Here is a 14,923-nt window from a genome sequence, read left to right on the forward strand (position 1 = left end):
TCATCGGGAAGAGGCTGCTTTTTGTCATCACGTTACTGCTCCATTTGTTTAGCGAGAAAGCCAGCTGCTGTTTCTGCCATTTTGGTTTCAAGATCACCCATTTTGGTCGCCTCATTCTTGTTGACTAAGATGACAGAGCCGATTGGGTCGCCTCCAGCAACGATTGGCGCAATTACGAAGGATGAATACTGTTCTTGTATATCACGGCAAATCTCATATTGACCAGAGTTCTTCTCCAAACGGCTTTTTCGATCTTCCAGGGTTTTCTCGACAATGCTTCCAACTGGTTTTTCCATGTATTCCTTCTTGGAGGTACCAGAAACAGCAATAATGGAATCACGATCCGAAATCAAGACAATGTGATTTAAGCTTTCAAACAAGGAATCAGCATATTCCTTGGCAAAGTCACCAAGTTCCCCAATAGGTGAATACTTCTTCAAAATCACTTCTCCATCACGGTCGACAAAAATCTCAAGAGGGTCACCTTCACGAATGCGCAGTGTACGACGGATTTCCTTCGGGATCACGACCCGTCCGAGGTCGTCAATTCGACGAACAATACCTGTTGCTTTCATAGTCATGTTGCCTCGCTTTCTTGAGAAATTGGGTAGTGTATTATTTAACTATGTCTACGCTCATCCAACAGTTACCTATGTGTCAGTTACTCTCCCCCGGGTGGTAGCGAGTGACTTTAGTATTCGCCTTGCCTTCAAGATTATTCAACAAAACGAAAAAACAGGGAATCGCAAGGACTCCCTGTTTTGCACGGTTTATTTCTTCGCTGGTTTAGGTTCTGGAATATTCCATTTGGTTACCAGCTTGGTCAAATCTTGTTTCAAGAACTTGTCATACGCCATTTGCAAACCTTGTTGTTTAAGCTTGTCTTCATTTTTGGAACGAGATTCCACTCGGATAATGTGGTATCCGAAATTAGTTTTTACAGGTGCTCCGATTTGTCCAATCGGTTGAGTAAGCGCTGCTTTTTTGAATTCAGGAACCCATTGGTCCACGTCCGCATTCTCATACAGACCGCCTTGGTCTTTACTTCCTGGGTCATCGGAGTTTTCTTTCGCCAGCTTAGCGAAATCCTCACCTTTTTTCAGGCGAGCTTCCAAATCGTTCGCCAGCTTCAATGCTTCTTCTGGCTTGCGCTTTTCGGTACTAATCAAGATATGACGGACAGACGCTTTCGTATAGGCATCCTTGTTGGATTCGTACATTTTGTTCAAAGTAGCCTCATCCACGGACTTCTTCAAAACTTCGATGGAGCTGTTGATCAGAGTCATCTGTTCAATGATCTCTTCCTTGGTTAACCCCATATTTTGCAGCAATTTCGTATAAGTCGCTTCGTCCTTGCCAATCATCTGTTGATATTGTGATTTGATCTTCTCATACGTTTGCTCAGACAGAGCTTTTGATGCTGCTTTGTCTTTATCATCTGCGCGGGAGGCCAGAATTACGGTTCCGGTGTACTCATGCGCATAGTTTTCGAGCGCGGTTTTATCAGCAGCTTCAATCATTTCACGTTGTTGCGGATTAAAGAAAGTGATCGTTTTGAGGAAACTCTCAAATTGTTTGCCAGTTACTTTGCCGCCTTGGTATTCCACTACAGCATCTTCCGCTCCAACAGTGAACGGAATTTTTAATGCTGGGAACTGAGCAAGTGGATCATTCGCAGCATTACCTGCTCCTGTAGCAGGTTGTGTCTGATTCGGTTGGGCCGGCTGAGCCTTTTGATCATTCGGTTTGCCGCATCCAGCCAGTAAAGAAAGAGCAAGTGTAGTCGTCGACAGCACCATCAAGATTTTTTTGGCGGTCGACCGTTTATTTCCTTTGGTCATTAGTAATGCTCCTTTCTGTTTACAAGTCTTGAACCTTATTGAGCCAAGGGTTCGCCTGCAACAGTATCTTTTCGAACCTTGTGAAACTCGATGAGCAAATTCTCAACCATCTTGAGGCCATCTTCTTCACTCAACCCTTTTACTTTAACAGTAATGATGATTTGTTGTCCACCCGACAAGCCTACACGGCGATCCCACTTGTTTGTAAGTGTAAACAAAGCACCACCATCAATGTTGGTATTCTGGCTAGGATGCAGGAAGATTTTGATGACATCCGGGTCCTTTTGACTGAGTTCAACAATATTGTGACGAACGGCGTAGACACGCAATCTTGAGATCGTGAGCAAATTCTCCACCGGTTTCGGAATATCTCCGAATCGGTCAATTAATTCTTCCGCCAAGTCATCCACATCGTCAAGTGAAGTGACGGCGACGAACTTCTTGTACATTTCGATTTTTTGACGTGAATCCGTAATGTATAAGGACGGAATATACGCATCCACCTGCAGATTGATTTCGACTGGTGGAGCGGCTACCTGCTTCACTTCGCCTCTCAACTCATCAATCGCTTCCTTCAACATCTGGGTATACAAATCAAAACCGACTGTATTGATAAATCCATGCTGCTCGGCGCCCAAAAGATTCCCTGCTCCACGAATCGATAAATCGCGCATCGCGATCTTGAACCCAGAGCCCAACTCCGTAAATTCCTTGATTGCCTGCAATCTTTTCTCGGCGACTTCTGTCAGTACCTTATCCTTTTGATAGGTAAAATATGCAAAGGCAATCCGATTGGAACGACCAACCCGTCCGCGAAGCTGGTACAACTGCGATAGACCCATCTTGTCAGCATTGTAGATAATCAACGTATTCACGTTCGGGATATCTACACCCGTCTCAATAATGGTCGTACTCACGAGAACATCATATTGCCCGTCAAGGAAATCTAAGATGATTGCCTCCAGCTCTCCTTCGTTCATCTGACCATGCGCTACAGCTACACGTGCTTCTGGGACAAGCATGGAGATATGTTCGGCCATTTGCTCAATTCCTTGGACTTGGTTATATAGGAAAAATACTTGCCCTTCCCTTGCCAATTCGCGCTCAATCGCTTCACGGACAAGCGTTGGATTGTATTCCAGTACATACGTCTGCACAGGGAATCGATTCTCTGGCGGCGTTTCAATGACCGACAAATCACGTACACCCAGCATGGACATATGCAGCGTTCGCGGAATTGGTGTTGCCGTCAGTGTCATGACGTCTACATTCGTCTTTAATTGCTTCAACTTTTCTTTGTGGCTTACGCCAAAGCGCTGTTCTTCATCCACAATTAAGAGACCCAAATCACGAAACTGCACATCTTTGGACAGCACACGATGGGTACCGATGACGACATCAACCGTACCTTCCTTTAATCCTTTCATCGTCGCTGTCTGGTCTTTACGGGAACGGAATCGACTTAATACTTCGACCCGAATCGGATAGTCGGCAAATCGCTCAGAGAAGGTTTGGTAATGCTGCTGTGCCAAAATCGTGGTCGGAACCAAGACCGCCACTTGTTTGCCATCCATCACTGATTTAAACGCGGCACGAATGGCTACCTCTGTTTTACCGTAACCTACGTCACCGCACACAAGGCGATCCATTGGTCTTTTATTCTCCATATCGGCTTTCACTTCGGCAATGGCGCGAAGCTGGTCCGTTGTCTCCTGGTACGGGAACATGGCCTCGAATTCACGTTGCTCCGCCGTATCCTGATGGAACGCGTAGCCAACCGCAGATTCGCGGGCGGCGTACAGCTTGATTAAATCTTCAGCAATGTCTTTGACCGACGATTTAACCTTATTCTTAACGCGCTTCCACTCACTGCCACCCAAGCTGTAGATTTTCGGCTCGTTCTCTTCGCTTGCTACGTACTTCTGGACATGATCAATCTGCTCAATTGGCACAAACAAACTGTCGCCGCCCGCATAGCGAATATGAAGATAATCCTTATGAATCCCGAGAATTTCTTTAGTTTCAATCCCTAAGTATTTCCCGATCCCGTGATTGATGTGAACCACGTAATCACCTGGCTTCAACTCCAGATAATTCTTGATTCGCTCAGCGTTGGTCATGTTTTGCTGAACTTTACGGGCTTTGCGCTGCTTGGCGGTAAATACTTCCCCTTCCGTCACCACAATGAAGTGATTCAACGGCAATTCGAACCCGGATTGCAGGTTTCCGATGATAATGGTTGGTCTGCCTGGCGGTACGACCGTAATTGAATCGAGAAGTAAATCAGCTTCCATCTCATAATCGTGCAGGACGCGTTCCAAGCGTTTGGCACGCTCCGCATCCGCTGCGATGAAGACAATTCGGTTGTTACCTTTTTTCCAACGAGCGAGCTCGTTTTTTAACACATTCATTTGACCATGGAAATTCTGCATGGTTCGGCAGTTGAAGTTTACGATGTTTTGCGGTTGGGTTTTAGGTATCTGCCTAAGAAATAGAGAAAGGTAAATAATTTGTCGGCGTGAATCGGTTACAATCTCGTCGTAGCTGGTTGAGAGCGTCAGATTAAACATGAACTCTCCGTCATTGCTTCTTGACGTCAGCCATTCGGTTTCTTCTTTTTGGAGCTGTCCCGCCGTTTCGAGTACCCGTGAAGGTTCGTCGATCAGCAAGACTGTATCTTGTGGCAAATAGTTAAGAATTGTCTCATTCATTGGATAAATGGCAGAGATATAGCTGTACAGATGAGAGAAGCGATGGCCCTCTTGCATCACTTCAATGTCTCCGCCGATCTTTTTCATCAGTCGTTCCTTGGTTGACGAATCCTTTACTTTGTCAATCGTCTCGCCTAGCTTCTTCTCCAAGCGAACAGCCGATTCTCTAAGCGTCTCTTGGCTGACGATCATTTCTTGAGCAGGGCCGATCGTGTAACTCTGAACCGTCTCTTTGGAACGCTGTGTCGCCATATCAAATGTACGAATGGAATCGATGACAACATCAAACAACTCGATGCGCAGCGGCCATTCAGAGTCAATTGGGTACAAATCCACAATTCCTCCGCGGACACTTACTTCACCTTTGCGTTCAACCAAATCCACTCGTTCATATCCAAACTCTATTAACCTATTTAAGAATTCATCCAATTCTAGTTCTTGGCCCACCTGCAGTTCAATCTGTGAGCTTCTCCAGACTTCAGCAGGGACAATAAACCGACGGAGCCCGGCAAACGGGATAACTAAAATACCCGTAAAGCCTTGGGCTAAACGGTTGTATACCTGAACTCGTTGCGCTAGCATCTCTGGACTGGCAATCGCTAATTCCGAACCAATTAATTCATTGGCTGGAAAGAGCAACAATTGGTCGTTAGCTACTAATTCAGTTAAATCTTCATATACTTTTTGTGCCTGATACATGTTATGGGTGACAATACAGAGCGGCCGTTTACCCTCTTGATAGAGAGCAGCCATTAATACTTGGCGCGAAGAACCCGCAAGACCTGCTATTAATTGCTCATGTAATCCCCTTGTCAAGCCGGCAGCAATGGTCCCAAAATTGGAGTCTTCTCTAAAGGGATTGATGATGACTTGCATTCATTCGTCTCCTCTCCGGCCTTTCTCTCATGCGAAAATGCCCACCTGACTGATCATTATTAGCCGTCGGGCGGGGTCTCGCAATTCCAAATAAGCCTTAGCTTAACGTAAGCCAAGGCCACATTGTACTTAAGCCTTCATCCTTATTGCAGCGGGTTTCCTACCAGACTCAGCTCTGGATTCTGGTCTAGCGCATCCCGACAGTAGTCGCATAAAATACGGATTACCGTATCCCCGCCTTGTTCTTTCGATATTATATGTTGACGTTCTTCTGGGGTCAAGGAACTAAACCCTAATCGGTCTTCCGAGATATCAGAACGAGCGATCTCACCTATTCTCATCCCACAGCAACGACATTCATAGCGATAACTCATACGTGCCACCCCCCGTACATCTACACACTCAGTATGTCCGAAACTACGAGGGAAAATACGAGAAAGCCCGTATAAAACAGCATTCTAAAGGCTATTAAATTTATTCATCACATTCGGGAAGCTTTCCTTTAACCAATAAACAGACGCTTCCGCAGCTTGCTCAATCGCTTGCTTAATCTCTTGTTGATCCGCCTTAGAAAAAGTACCGAGGACATAGTCACTTACACTTCTACCTGGCTGTGGACGATCGATACCAATCTTAATCCGTTTAAAATCTTGCGTCCCTAGGTGAGCGATCAAGGATTTGATTCCGTTGTGTCCGCCCGCGCTTCCTTTTCCGCGCAGACGCAGTTTACCAACAGGAAGGTCCAAATCATCATAAATCACCAAAATATCCTCGTGTGTCAGCTTATAGAATTTTAAAATCTCACTGACCGATTCACCCGATAGATTCATGTACGTCTGCGGTTTGACCAACAGCACCTTTTCCATTCCGATGCGGCCTTCTCCGACTAGGGCTCGAAACTTCTGCTGACCTACCGGGATATCCCACTGTTTACTAATTGTATCTATGGTCATAAACCCGACATTATGTCTGGTATCCTCATATTTTTTCCCTGGATTGCCCAGTCCGATGATCACTTTCACGAATAATTCCTCCATCTTGTGTTCCCGACAAACGGTCAACCCGTTTTTCACAGAAAATAAGCCGTTCCTCTCATTTTACATGATTCGTGACCGGATAAAAAGAAACCTTTGTTGACACAATCCGGGGAGCAAATAATAGGAAAAGGAGCACCGTTCGACAGGTGCCCCTCCGATCGTTTTATACAGTTTTTGCTTGTTCCACGGGAGAACCCGCTGTTTCGGCAACAGCCTCCGCTGCCCCCTCGGCATTCTCGGCTTCGCCTGTTTTCGCTTTTGGCACCAAGACACTGACGATCACTTCAAGTTCATCCAACCCCAAATCCACATTGGGATTGACTTGCAAATCCTTCACAAGAATCACGTCACCAATCTGCAGTCCTTCCACATCGACTGTGAAGCTCTCAGGAATGTCTCTTGGAAGGCAGGAGACTTCTACGCTGTGTCTCACAAGTGAGGCAATTCCATATTCCGGATCGCCTACGAGATGGATCGGAACTGAAGTATGTACTTTTTCATTCATGTTAATTTGTTTGAAATCAGCATGCAGCAGATTCCCTTGAACAGGGTGACGTTGCAATTCGTACACCATTACATTGTGCTCCTGCCCGTTTACGTTTAATTTAAACGGTAGATTAGTCGGTTGTTTTCTGAGCGCCATATCTAAATCTTTCGCATTGACCTTCAAAGAGAGATTGTATTGGTCACTCCCGTACAGAACCGTTGGAATCCATCCTTCTCGCCGAAGCTGATTCGATTGACGATCCTTTGAGTCTCGAATGAATGCGTGAATCGTTTGCACAGCAAAAAACCTCCTCCGACAAACTAGAAATCGTTTCCTTTCTAGCTTGTCCATCCGAGGAGGTTTTGAATCAATAACTGGTAATTGTCATTAATCGAACAGCTTGCTTACCGACAACTCTTCATGTACCCGAATGATCGCTTCCCCGATAATCGGCGCAACGGAGAGAACATTGATCTTATCGATCATTTTATCTTCTGCCAACGGAATGGTATTGGTCACAACCAATTCACGAATTTTGGAATTCGCAATTCGCTCAATGGCAGGTCCAGACAGTACAGGATGTGTACAGCAAGCGTAAACATCACGCGCTCCCGCCTCGATCAATGCGCTAGCGGCCAATGAAATCGTTCCAGCCGTATCAATAATGTCGTCAATAATAATTGCGGTTTTGCCTTCAATATTGCCAACAATATTCATAACTTCCGCTACATTCGGCTCAGGACGGCGTTTATCAATAATCGCAATTGGAGCTTCCAGTCTTTCTGCCAACTTACGAGCGCGGGTAACCCCTCCATGATCAGGGGAAACGACTACGATATCAGACAACCCTTTTTCACTGAAGTAATTCGCAAGGATTGGTACTCCAAGAAGATGATCCACTGGAATATCGAAGAATCCTTGAATTTGAGTCGCGTGCAAATCCATTGTAATCACGCGATGAGCACCAGCTGTCTCAATCAGATTCGCAACAAGTTTCGCTGTGATAGGATCACGAGCGCGAGCTTTACGGTCTTGACGAGCATAGCCATAATAAGGAATGACCACATTGATGCTTTTCGCAGACGCGCGTTTCAATGCGTCTACCATGACAAGCAACTCCATTAGGCTTTCGTTTACTGGTGCGCTTGTTGGTTGAATTACGAACACGTCACAGCCACGAACGCTTTCATTCAACTTGATTCGGCACTCCCCATCACTAAAGCGGATTGCTTCAGCATTTCCAAGCGCCAAACCAATATGTTGAGCGATTTCATGAGAAAGCTGTGGATTCGCATTACAAGTAAATACCTTCAGTTTCGGGTCGCGGTAGTTAGCCATTCTCTTAAAAAACCTCCCGTTATTATTCGTTATTCTACTTACGTGGCAATTTAGTGGCATATCCTAGTTTATTCACTTGGCGTTCTCGCGCAATCGCCAGAGCGTCATCAGGCACATCTTGATTTATTGTCGAACCAGCGGCAACATAGGCGCCTTTTCCTACTTGAACCGGTGCAACCAAGTTGGAATTGCATCCAATAAAGGAATGATCTCCTACAATGGTTTTATGCTTATCCTTACCGTCGTAATTAACCGTAATGGAACCGCATCCAATATTGACCCCTTCGCCAATCTCAGCATCACCAATGTAGCTGAGATGAGGAACTTTGGTTCCTTTGCCAATCTTGGCGTTCTTCAATTCAACAAAATCTCCGACCTTAGCCTGCGACCCAATCAAGCTTCCTGGCCTTACATACGCGTAAGGTCCTACTATCGCCTGGGTTTCCACTTGGCTGTCCACAAGCACAGAATAGGTAATCGTTACTTGACTCTCTACAACTACATTCTTCAAATCGGTTTGAGGTCCAATTACGCAGTCATCACCGATAACAGTCTTACCGCGCAGGATAGTACCTGGGTGAAGAATCGTATCAGAACCGATCACTACACCTGATTCAATATAAGTGGAGGCTGGATCAATGATCGTAACTCCATTACGCATATGATTCTCGTTGATTCGTCTGCGCATATAAGCTTCCGCTTGAGATAATTGTACGCGGTCGTTCACACCCATCGTTTCATCCGGGTCCAAAGAGACATAAGCGGAGATTTTATCTCCAGCTTCACGCAAAATCCCGATACAATCTGTAATATAATACTCACCTTGAGCATTATTGTTGCGCAATTGAGACAGAGTTTGTAAGAGCTTTTGATTATCAAAACAGTAGATCCCTGTATTGATTTCTGTAATGGCTCTTTCTTCAGGTGTTGCATCTTTCTGTTCTACAATTCGCAACACTTCGCCGCTATCATCACGAATAATCCGACCATAGCCGGTAGGGTCCGATAAAGTAGCTGTTAATACAGTAGCAGCCGATTGCTGTTCCTGATGGAAGTGAAGGAAAGCGGTTAAAGTTTCTTGAGAGAGAAGTGGAACATCACCGTAGAGAATCAGGGTTGTCCCTTCTTTGTTTTCTAGAAGTGGCGCAGCTTGTTGAACCGCGTGTCCTGTGCCTAGCTGTTGAGCTTGCAAGGCATAAGAGACACTATCGCCCAACGTCTGCTGTACGATTTCTGCCCCGTGACCAACAACGACGATTCTATCCTTCACCTGCATGGCTTCCAGGGTGTCAACAACATGTTGAACCATTGGTTTGCCGCAAACGGGATGAAGAACTTTATACAGCTTTGACTTCATTCTCGTACCTTGTCCAGCAGCGAGAACGACGGCATGTATTGTAGACATGTTAACCCTCCAGCATATAAGTTCCAACATGACTATATCTTAATCGTATGGTGATTTCAAGAGAAGGTGAGTGATTTCCTCGATAATTTGACACCCGATCATACGCCAGATGGGAAGGAATAACAGTCCTTGTTTGTATTTATAAAGTTCCCAATTTTCAATCCTTTATTCGACCCTGAAGATGGACAACCAGATAAGAGATTTCATCGTTTAAAAAAAGAAAAAACACTAGGAACACATCGTCCTAGTGTTTTGCGGTTTATCGGGAAATTAAGCGCCAGCTTCCACTTGGGCTTCTTCTTCCAAACCTACTCGATCGTATTCGGCCAGAACCGCTTGCTGGATTTTTTCACGAGTAGTCGAAGAAATTGGGTGAGCAATATCACGGAACTCCCCATCAGGAGTACGTTTGCTTGGCATTGCTACAAACATCCCATTGTTGCCGTCAATCACACGAATGTCATGAACCACGAATTCATGGTCAATTGTAATGGAGGCAATCGCCTTCATTCTACCATCCGTATTCACCCGGCGGAGTCGTACGTCTGTTACTTCCATCATGTTCACTCCCTTTATCTATATGAAACTTACTATCTATTTCCACATGATGGTTAATTATTCCTTCAAGCATTGAGAAAATTTGTAAAACAATTGGGCGAAAGTTCTATTTTTCGTCAATATATGCGATAACTTCGATTTCCACTTGAACGTCTTTAGGCAAACGAGCGACTTCAACCGTGGAACGGGCTGGACGATGCTCCCCGAAGTAATGTGCGTATACTTCATTTAAGCGGCCGAATTCATTCATATCTTTAATAAAGACAGTGGCCTTCACTACGTCTTGAAGAGATGCTCCCGCTTCCTTCAGGATGGCTTGCAGGTTATGAAACACCTGATGAGCTTGCTCTACAATGTCACCTGTTACCAAACTTCCATCTGGTTTCAGTGGAATCTGGCCTGAGGTATAGAGAAAAGGACCGACCTTGGTTGCTTGACTATAGGGACCAATTGCTGCTGGTGCCTCATTGGTAGCGATAAACGAAATTTTTGCCATCGTTCTACTTCCCTTCCTTGGTAAAGTAACTGCCTAGTTCAAGCTCGATTTGTTTTTCCTTCACATCAACATCTTGCAGCTTGGCAAGTGAGATATACTCGTCCACCAACCGTTCGGAAACATCCGCCGTTTCAACAAAAACCCCGCAGCCTACAACCGTAGCCTGGAATTCCTGCAGCAAATCAATCATTCCTCGAACAGTTCCGCCAGCTTTCATGAAGTCGTCGACAATAAGTACGCGAGATTTTTCCGCCAACGCTCGGCGGGCAAGAGACATCGTCTGGATCCGCTTGCTTGACCCTGATACATAATTAATGCTTACAACCGAGCCTTCCGTTACCTTGTTATCCCGGCGAACAATGACCACCGGAACATTCAAATAAGTAGCGGTTGCATAAGCAAGCGGTATTCCTTTGGTCTCCACCGTCATGACCACTTCTACATCCTTGTCAGCGAATGCGGAAGCAAACAACTTCCCGATCTTCCCAAGTGTCTTGGGGTTGCCCAGTATGTCGGACATATACAAATATCCGCCAGGCAAGAGACGTTCAGGCTTAGCTAATTGAATTAAAAGCTCTTCCATGAACACCTTGGCTTGTGTCTCATCGGTGCGCGGAATGTATTTCACTCCACCTGCCGCACCAGCAACCGTCTTCAAAACTCCTACGCCTTCGCTTTCAAATGCCTCTTTGATGATCGACAAATCTTCACTAATGGAAGACTTCGCTGAACCGTACTCTTCCGAAAACATCGTAAGCGGGATTAAGGTATGTGGATGCGCGAGCAAATACTGCGTCATATCCACCAGGCGTGCGCTTCTGCGCAATTTCTTCATCCTTCAATCCTCCAAACAAAATCCGAATATTATGTTGTTAATGTATCACTTATGTACGGATTTACGCAAGTATTTCCGCTTCGGACGCCCCTAATATTCGCACTGCGTACACATCTTTCACAAAACCGCGCAGGGCATTATAAATCCGATGAACCTTGGCTTCCTTCTGGACCAAGGCATAGACCGTCGGACCACTGCCAGACATGAGTACTCCATCCGCCCCTGATTCCAGCATAAGCTCCTTGATCTGCTTCACTTGCGGATACCGCTCCAATGTGACGTTCTCCAATACATTGCCCAATGATCGACACATCAGCCCGAAATTCTGCTCTTCAATCGCTCGCAGCATCTGCTCTGTATTCGGATGATTGGTTATCTCCTTCACCCGAAGGTTTCCGTAAACATCGACGGTCGAAACCCCTATTGGCGGTTTGGCTAACACGACCCAACACGGCGCTGGCGTTGTGAGATGCGTAATTAATTCCCCGCGTCCTTTGGCTAACGCGGTACCGCCATACACGCAGAACGGTACATCCGAACCGATTTCCGCTCCGATTTCGGCCAGTTCATCAAGCGAAAGCTGAAGGTTCCATAGCTGATTCAATCCGCGTAACGTTGCCGCCGCATCGCTGCTACCGCCTGCGAGTCCAGCTGCTACGGGAATCTGTTTATCGATATAGATTTTCACACCCTGTTGAATATTGAAGCGCTCTTTTAAAATTTTGGCCGCCTTAAAGGCATGATTACGTATGTCGTCCGGAACAAAACTGGCTGAACAATCGAGGGTGATCTCATCATGTCCAAGTAATGTTAAATCGACCCGATCGGCAAGATCAACAGTGGTCATAACCATTTCCACCTCATGATACCCATCAGGCCGCTTGGATGTGACGTCCAATGTTAAGTTAATTTTGGCCGGCGCTTTGACTGAGATCCGCACCTTCTTCACCTCTGTCTGTTGATTCTAATTCCTTATTTTATCACAGCCAGAATCAACCATGCCAGTAAATACGCCTTTCCACATATGGATGGCCTGTGACATCGTATCGGCCTATGAAAAAGAAAGCCAGAGGAATTCCCCGGCTTTCTAGTGTCAACGAGTTGAATTGGTGTTTTGCTTGGCTAACGCTTCCTCTGCGATCTGGATAGCCCGTTTCACGAGATTACCCGCATCACGAGTGGTAATGCCTCCCCAGCCTTCCTGTTGCACCGTTTCATAGATCCCCAGGTCCTTGGCGAGTTCCATCTTGAATTGATCCGACATGATTCCGCGTCGACGACCCATCGCTTCACAACCTCCTTCCTCGTTGACAAGTATAGTATGTGCCATCTTGGGAAAAACAAAAACAGTAGAGCCAAATTGACTCTACTGTTGAATGAAGGTAATCCTGATGTGTTCATCTTCACGACAGACGGTTAGTTCCACGGTCTCTGTCAAAATATCAGCATAGCTGTAAGAGACGCGCTCAAACAGTTGATCATCATCAAGCTTGACTACAAAAACTGATGGGTAGGTTTCTTCGAGGATGCCCGTCCGCTCGACGGTCTTGCGACGACCACCATTAGCCTTTAGCACAATCCGCTCGCCAATGTGTAGGTCTAAACTGCGTTTAATATCAAGTAAAGCGTTTCTAGCCATCTTGTATTATCCACCTCGCTTGTTTCTATTATAACAGTCTACCCCTATTGTGTCAAATAAAAATTAAAATTATAGCAACCAACCTTAAGTTTTGTCAACGACTATTTTTTCGCCCTTTTTGTTGAATTTTGCCTTTTTCACGCAAAAAAAGCCTCCCTTCCCGTAAACTTCTCATTTACGCTTGAAGGGAGGCTTTTTTATCACGATTGGAGCAAATCCCCAAACGCGTTTGACAATTTTCCGAATTCTTCAATGGACAAGGTCTCTCCGCGTCTGGAGGGATCAATGCCCACGGACTCCAGAGCCTGCAGGATCACGTCTTTTTGCTCTTTTCCCGCAAAATTGCTCATGAGATTGTTCAACAGCGTCTTCCGTCTTTGTCCGAAACTGGCTCGTACTAAACGGAAAAACAGCCGTTCGTCCCGCACCACAACAGCTGGCTCTTGGCGAATGGATAGTTTAAGTACCGCAGAATCCACATTAGGTTTCGGTACAAACACACTGGCTGGCACGATCATCGCTACTTCTGCCTCCGCGTAGAATTGGGCCGCAACACTGAGTGAACCGTAATCTTTGTTTCCTGGTTTGGCCGCTATGCGGTCGGCTACTTCCTTCTGGATCATGACGACAATATGTTTGAGCCGAAGCTGTTCTTCCAGCAGTTTCATGAGAATCGGACTTGTTACATAATAGGGAAGGTTGGCCACGACACTGATCTCATCATAATCGCGAAGTTTCTCTTCGATCAGTTGATTCAGGTTGAGCTTCAACACGTCACCATGCACGACTTCTACGTTGTCATATGGAGATAACGTATCGGCAAGGATTGGCAACAGCCGCTGATCGATCTCAATGGCGATCACCTTTCCTGCCGCCCGACATAATTGTTCAGTCAATGCGCCAATTCCTGGTCCAATTTCGATTACGGCTGTCTTTTTACTTAGCCGAGCCGCATCGACAATATTATGAAGAATGTTGGTATCCACCAAAAAGTTTTGTCCCAAGCTCTTTTTGAAGGAAAATCCGTATTTCTCCAGAATCTGTTTGGTTCTCGTCGGAGTGGCAATATCTTTTTGTTCGAGTACTGACATTTATTGCTGCCCCCCCTCATCCAATTTGGCCAAAGCATCGGCGAATTCCTGACGGCTGATCTGGAACTGATTCAATCGCTTGTGCATCTGCTGAGCATTGGCATAGCCGATTCCCAATAAACCGCCTAGCTTGATTCTTCTTTCTTTGGCTTCGGGATGAGCCGTCAATCCAGCGTCGATCAAATCATCGAACGTGATTTCTTCTTCTTGCTCCATCATTTCGGTCTTAACTTGATCAAGCGCGCGTATAATAACTTCCACCGAAGCATTTTCTACCCCGATATTCCCTTTTTTCATACCTTCTTCTCGTTTAATAAAGGCGTGTTTACACCCGGGTACTTCTCTGCTAATGATCTTACGGATTCGCTCCCCCTGAAAGTCAGGGTCCGTAAACACAATGACTCCACGCTTCTCCTGGGCGAGACGTATTTTACGAATCGTATACGGATTGATCGCCGAGCCTCCTGTCTCAATTGTATCCGCGTTTACGGCCCGTTTAATCGCCGCCGTATCATCGCGCCCTTCCACGACTATAACCTCTTTTATCTTCATCTGCATCCTTCATCCTTTAACACCTTTATACCTAGTATGTAGCATGCCCAGCCGAAA

16 protein-coding genes are annotated in these 14,923 nt (G+C 45.8%); all 16 read right to left on the reverse strand.

Annotated elements, in window-relative coordinates; genetic code table 11:
- Window positions 1-32: 32 nt before the first annotated feature.
- The 16 genes from spoVT to rnmV all read right to left on the reverse strand — a co-directional run bounded on the left by spoVT (window position 33) and on the right by rnmV (window position 14,866).
- A complete protein-coding gene (gene spoVT / locus ACQCN2_RS21395) occupies window positions 33-575 on the reverse strand; it encodes a stage V sporulation protein T (RefSeq protein ID WP_426931064.1) in 543 nt (180 codons plus the stop codon).
- 195 nt (window positions 576-770) lie between these two features.
- Window positions 771-1,841, reverse strand: coding sequence for a peptidylprolyl isomerase (locus tag ACQCN2_RS21400; protein WP_426930993.1), 1,071 nt, complete (start codon window positions 1,839-1,841; stop codon window positions 771-773).
- 35 nt (window positions 1,842-1,876) lie between these two features.
- Window positions 1,877-5,428, reverse strand: a complete 3,552-nt coding sequence (gene mfd / locus ACQCN2_RS21405) for a transcription-repair coupling factor (RefSeq protein ID WP_426930994.1) — start codon at window positions 5,426-5,428, stop codon at window positions 1,877-1,879.
- A 143-nt stretch (window positions 5,429-5,571) separates the two neighbouring features.
- A complete protein-coding gene (locus ACQCN2_RS21410; RefSeq protein WP_426930995.1) occupies window positions 5,572-5,802 on the reverse strand; it encodes an anti-sigma-F factor Fin in 231 nt (76 codons plus the stop codon).
- An 84-nt stretch (window positions 5,803-5,886) separates the two neighbouring features.
- A complete protein-coding gene (gene pth / locus ACQCN2_RS21415) occupies window positions 5,887-6,450 on the reverse strand; it encodes an aminoacyl-tRNA hydrolase (protein ID WP_426930996.1) in 564 nt (187 codons plus the stop codon).
- A 178-nt stretch (window positions 6,451-6,628) separates the two neighbouring features.
- Window positions 6,629-7,249, reverse strand: coding sequence for a 50S ribosomal protein L25 (locus ACQCN2_RS21420; RefSeq protein ID WP_426930997.1), 621 nt, complete (start codon window positions 7,247-7,249; stop codon window positions 6,629-6,631).
- 90 nt (window positions 7,250-7,339) lie between these two features.
- A complete protein-coding gene (locus tag ACQCN2_RS21425) occupies window positions 7,340-8,290 on the reverse strand; it encodes a ribose-phosphate diphosphokinase (RefSeq protein WP_426930998.1) in 951 nt (316 codons plus the stop codon).
- A gap of 34 nt (window positions 8,291-8,324) precedes the next feature.
- Window positions 8,325-9,695, reverse strand: a complete 1,371-nt coding sequence (glmU, locus tag ACQCN2_RS21430; RefSeq protein WP_426930999.1) for a bifunctional UDP-N-acetylglucosamine diphosphorylase/glucosamine-1-phosphate N-acetyltransferase GlmU — start codon at window positions 9,693-9,695, stop codon at window positions 8,325-8,327.
- A gap of 270 nt (window positions 9,696-9,965) precedes the next feature.
- The gene (spoVG, locus tag ACQCN2_RS21435) at window positions 9,966-10,253 is read right to left on the reverse strand and encodes a septation regulator SpoVG (RefSeq protein ID WP_425651979.1); all 288 of its coding nucleotides are present in this window, start codon (window positions 10,251-10,253) and stop codon (window positions 9,966-9,968) included.
- 106 nt (window positions 10,254-10,359) lie between these two features.
- Window positions 10,360-10,749, reverse strand: a complete 390-nt coding sequence (locus ACQCN2_RS21440; protein ID WP_426931000.1) for a RidA family protein — start codon at window positions 10,747-10,749, stop codon at window positions 10,360-10,362.
- A gap of 4 nt (window positions 10,750-10,753) precedes the next feature.
- The gene (gene purR, locus ACQCN2_RS21445; protein ID WP_426931001.1) at window positions 10,754-11,584 is read right to left on the reverse strand and encodes a pur operon repressor; all 831 of its coding nucleotides are present in this window, start codon (window positions 11,582-11,584) and stop codon (window positions 10,754-10,756) included.
- A gap of 61 nt (window positions 11,585-11,645) precedes the next feature.
- Window positions 11,646-12,524, reverse strand: coding sequence for a 4-(cytidine 5'-diphospho)-2-C-methyl-D-erythritol kinase (ispE, locus tag ACQCN2_RS21450; RefSeq protein ID WP_426931002.1), 879 nt, complete (start codon window positions 12,522-12,524; stop codon window positions 11,646-11,648).
- 153 nt (window positions 12,525-12,677) lie between these two features.
- Window positions 12,678-12,869: a small, acid-soluble spore protein, alpha/beta type gene (locus ACQCN2_RS21455; RefSeq protein ID WP_426931003.1), complete on the reverse strand. Its 192-nt coding sequence runs from the start codon at window positions 12,867-12,869 to the stop codon at window positions 12,678-12,680.
- 81 nt (window positions 12,870-12,950) lie between these two features.
- The gene (veg, locus tag ACQCN2_RS21460) at window positions 12,951-13,223 is read right to left on the reverse strand and encodes a biofilm formation stimulator Veg (RefSeq protein WP_426931004.1); all 273 of its coding nucleotides are present in this window, start codon (window positions 13,221-13,223) and stop codon (window positions 12,951-12,953) included.
- 200 nt (window positions 13,224-13,423) lie between these two features.
- A complete protein-coding gene (gene rsmA, locus ACQCN2_RS21465; RefSeq protein WP_426931005.1) occupies window positions 13,424-14,314 on the reverse strand; it encodes a 16S rRNA (adenine(1518)-N(6)/adenine(1519)-N(6))-dimethyltransferase RsmA in 891 nt (296 codons plus the stop codon).
- On the reverse strand, window positions 14,315-14,866 hold the full coding sequence (gene rnmV / locus ACQCN2_RS21470) for a ribonuclease M5 (protein WP_426931006.1): 552 nt from the start codon (window positions 14,864-14,866) through the stop codon (window positions 14,315-14,317).
- Between the last annotated feature and the right edge of the window lie 57 nt (window positions 14,867-14,923).

Origin of the sequence: Brevibacillus ginsengisoli, assembly GCF_050113715.1 — a bacterium.
In the GTDB taxonomy this organism is placed as follows: Bacteria; Bacillota; Bacilli; order Brevibacillales; family Brevibacillaceae; genus Brevibacillus_H; species Brevibacillus_H ginsengisoli.

Bases quoted from the DNA above. Each gene is read 5' to 3' on its own strand.
- ACQCN2_RS21455 (WP_426931003.1), bottom strand. From the start codon at position 12,869: ATGGGTCGTCGACGCGGAATCATGTCGGATCAATTCAAGATGGAACTC.
- ACQCN2_RS21425 (WP_426930998.1), bottom strand. From the start codon at position 8,290: ATGGCTAACTACCGCGACCCGAAACTGAAGGTATTTACTTGTAATGCG.
- ACQCN2_RS21410 (WP_426930995.1), bottom strand. From the start codon at position 5,802: ATGAGTTATCGCTATGAATGTCGTTGCTGTGGGATGAGAATAGGTGAG.
- mfd (WP_426930994.1), bottom strand. From the start codon at position 5,428: ATGCAAGTCATCATCAATCCCTTTAGAGAAGACTCCAATTTTGGGACC.
- ACQCN2_RS21400 (WP_426930993.1), bottom strand. From the start codon at position 1,841: ATGACCAAAGGAAATAAACGGTCGACCGCCAAAAAAATCTTGATGGTG.
- glmU (WP_426930999.1), bottom strand. From the start codon at position 9,695: ATGTCTACAATACATGCCGTCGTTCTCGCTGCTGGACAAGGTACGAGA.
- rnmV (WP_426931006.1), bottom strand. From the start codon at position 14,866: ATGAAGATAAAAGAGGTTATAGTCGTGGAAGGGCGCGATGATACGGCG.
- rsmA (WP_426931005.1), bottom strand. From the start codon at position 14,314: ATGTCAGTACTCGAACAAAAAGATATTGCCACTCCGACGAGAACCAAA.
- spoVT (WP_426931064.1), bottom strand. From the start codon at position 575: ATGAAAGCAACAGGTATTGTTCGTCGAATTGACGACCTCGGACGGGTC.
- ACQCN2_RS21440 (WP_426931000.1), bottom strand. From the start codon at position 10,749: ATGGCAAAAATTTCGTTTATCGCTACCAATGAGGCACCAGCAGCAATT.
- veg (WP_426931004.1), bottom strand. From the start codon at position 13,223: ATGGCTAGAAACGCTTTACTTGATATTAAACGCAGTTTAGACCTACAC.
- purR (WP_426931001.1), bottom strand. From the start codon at position 11,584: ATGAAGAAATTGCGCAGAAGCGCACGCCTGGTGGATATGACGCAGTAT.
- spoVG (WP_425651979.1), bottom strand. From the start codon at position 10,253: ATGGAAGTAACAGACGTACGACTCCGCCGGGTGAATACGGATGGTAGA.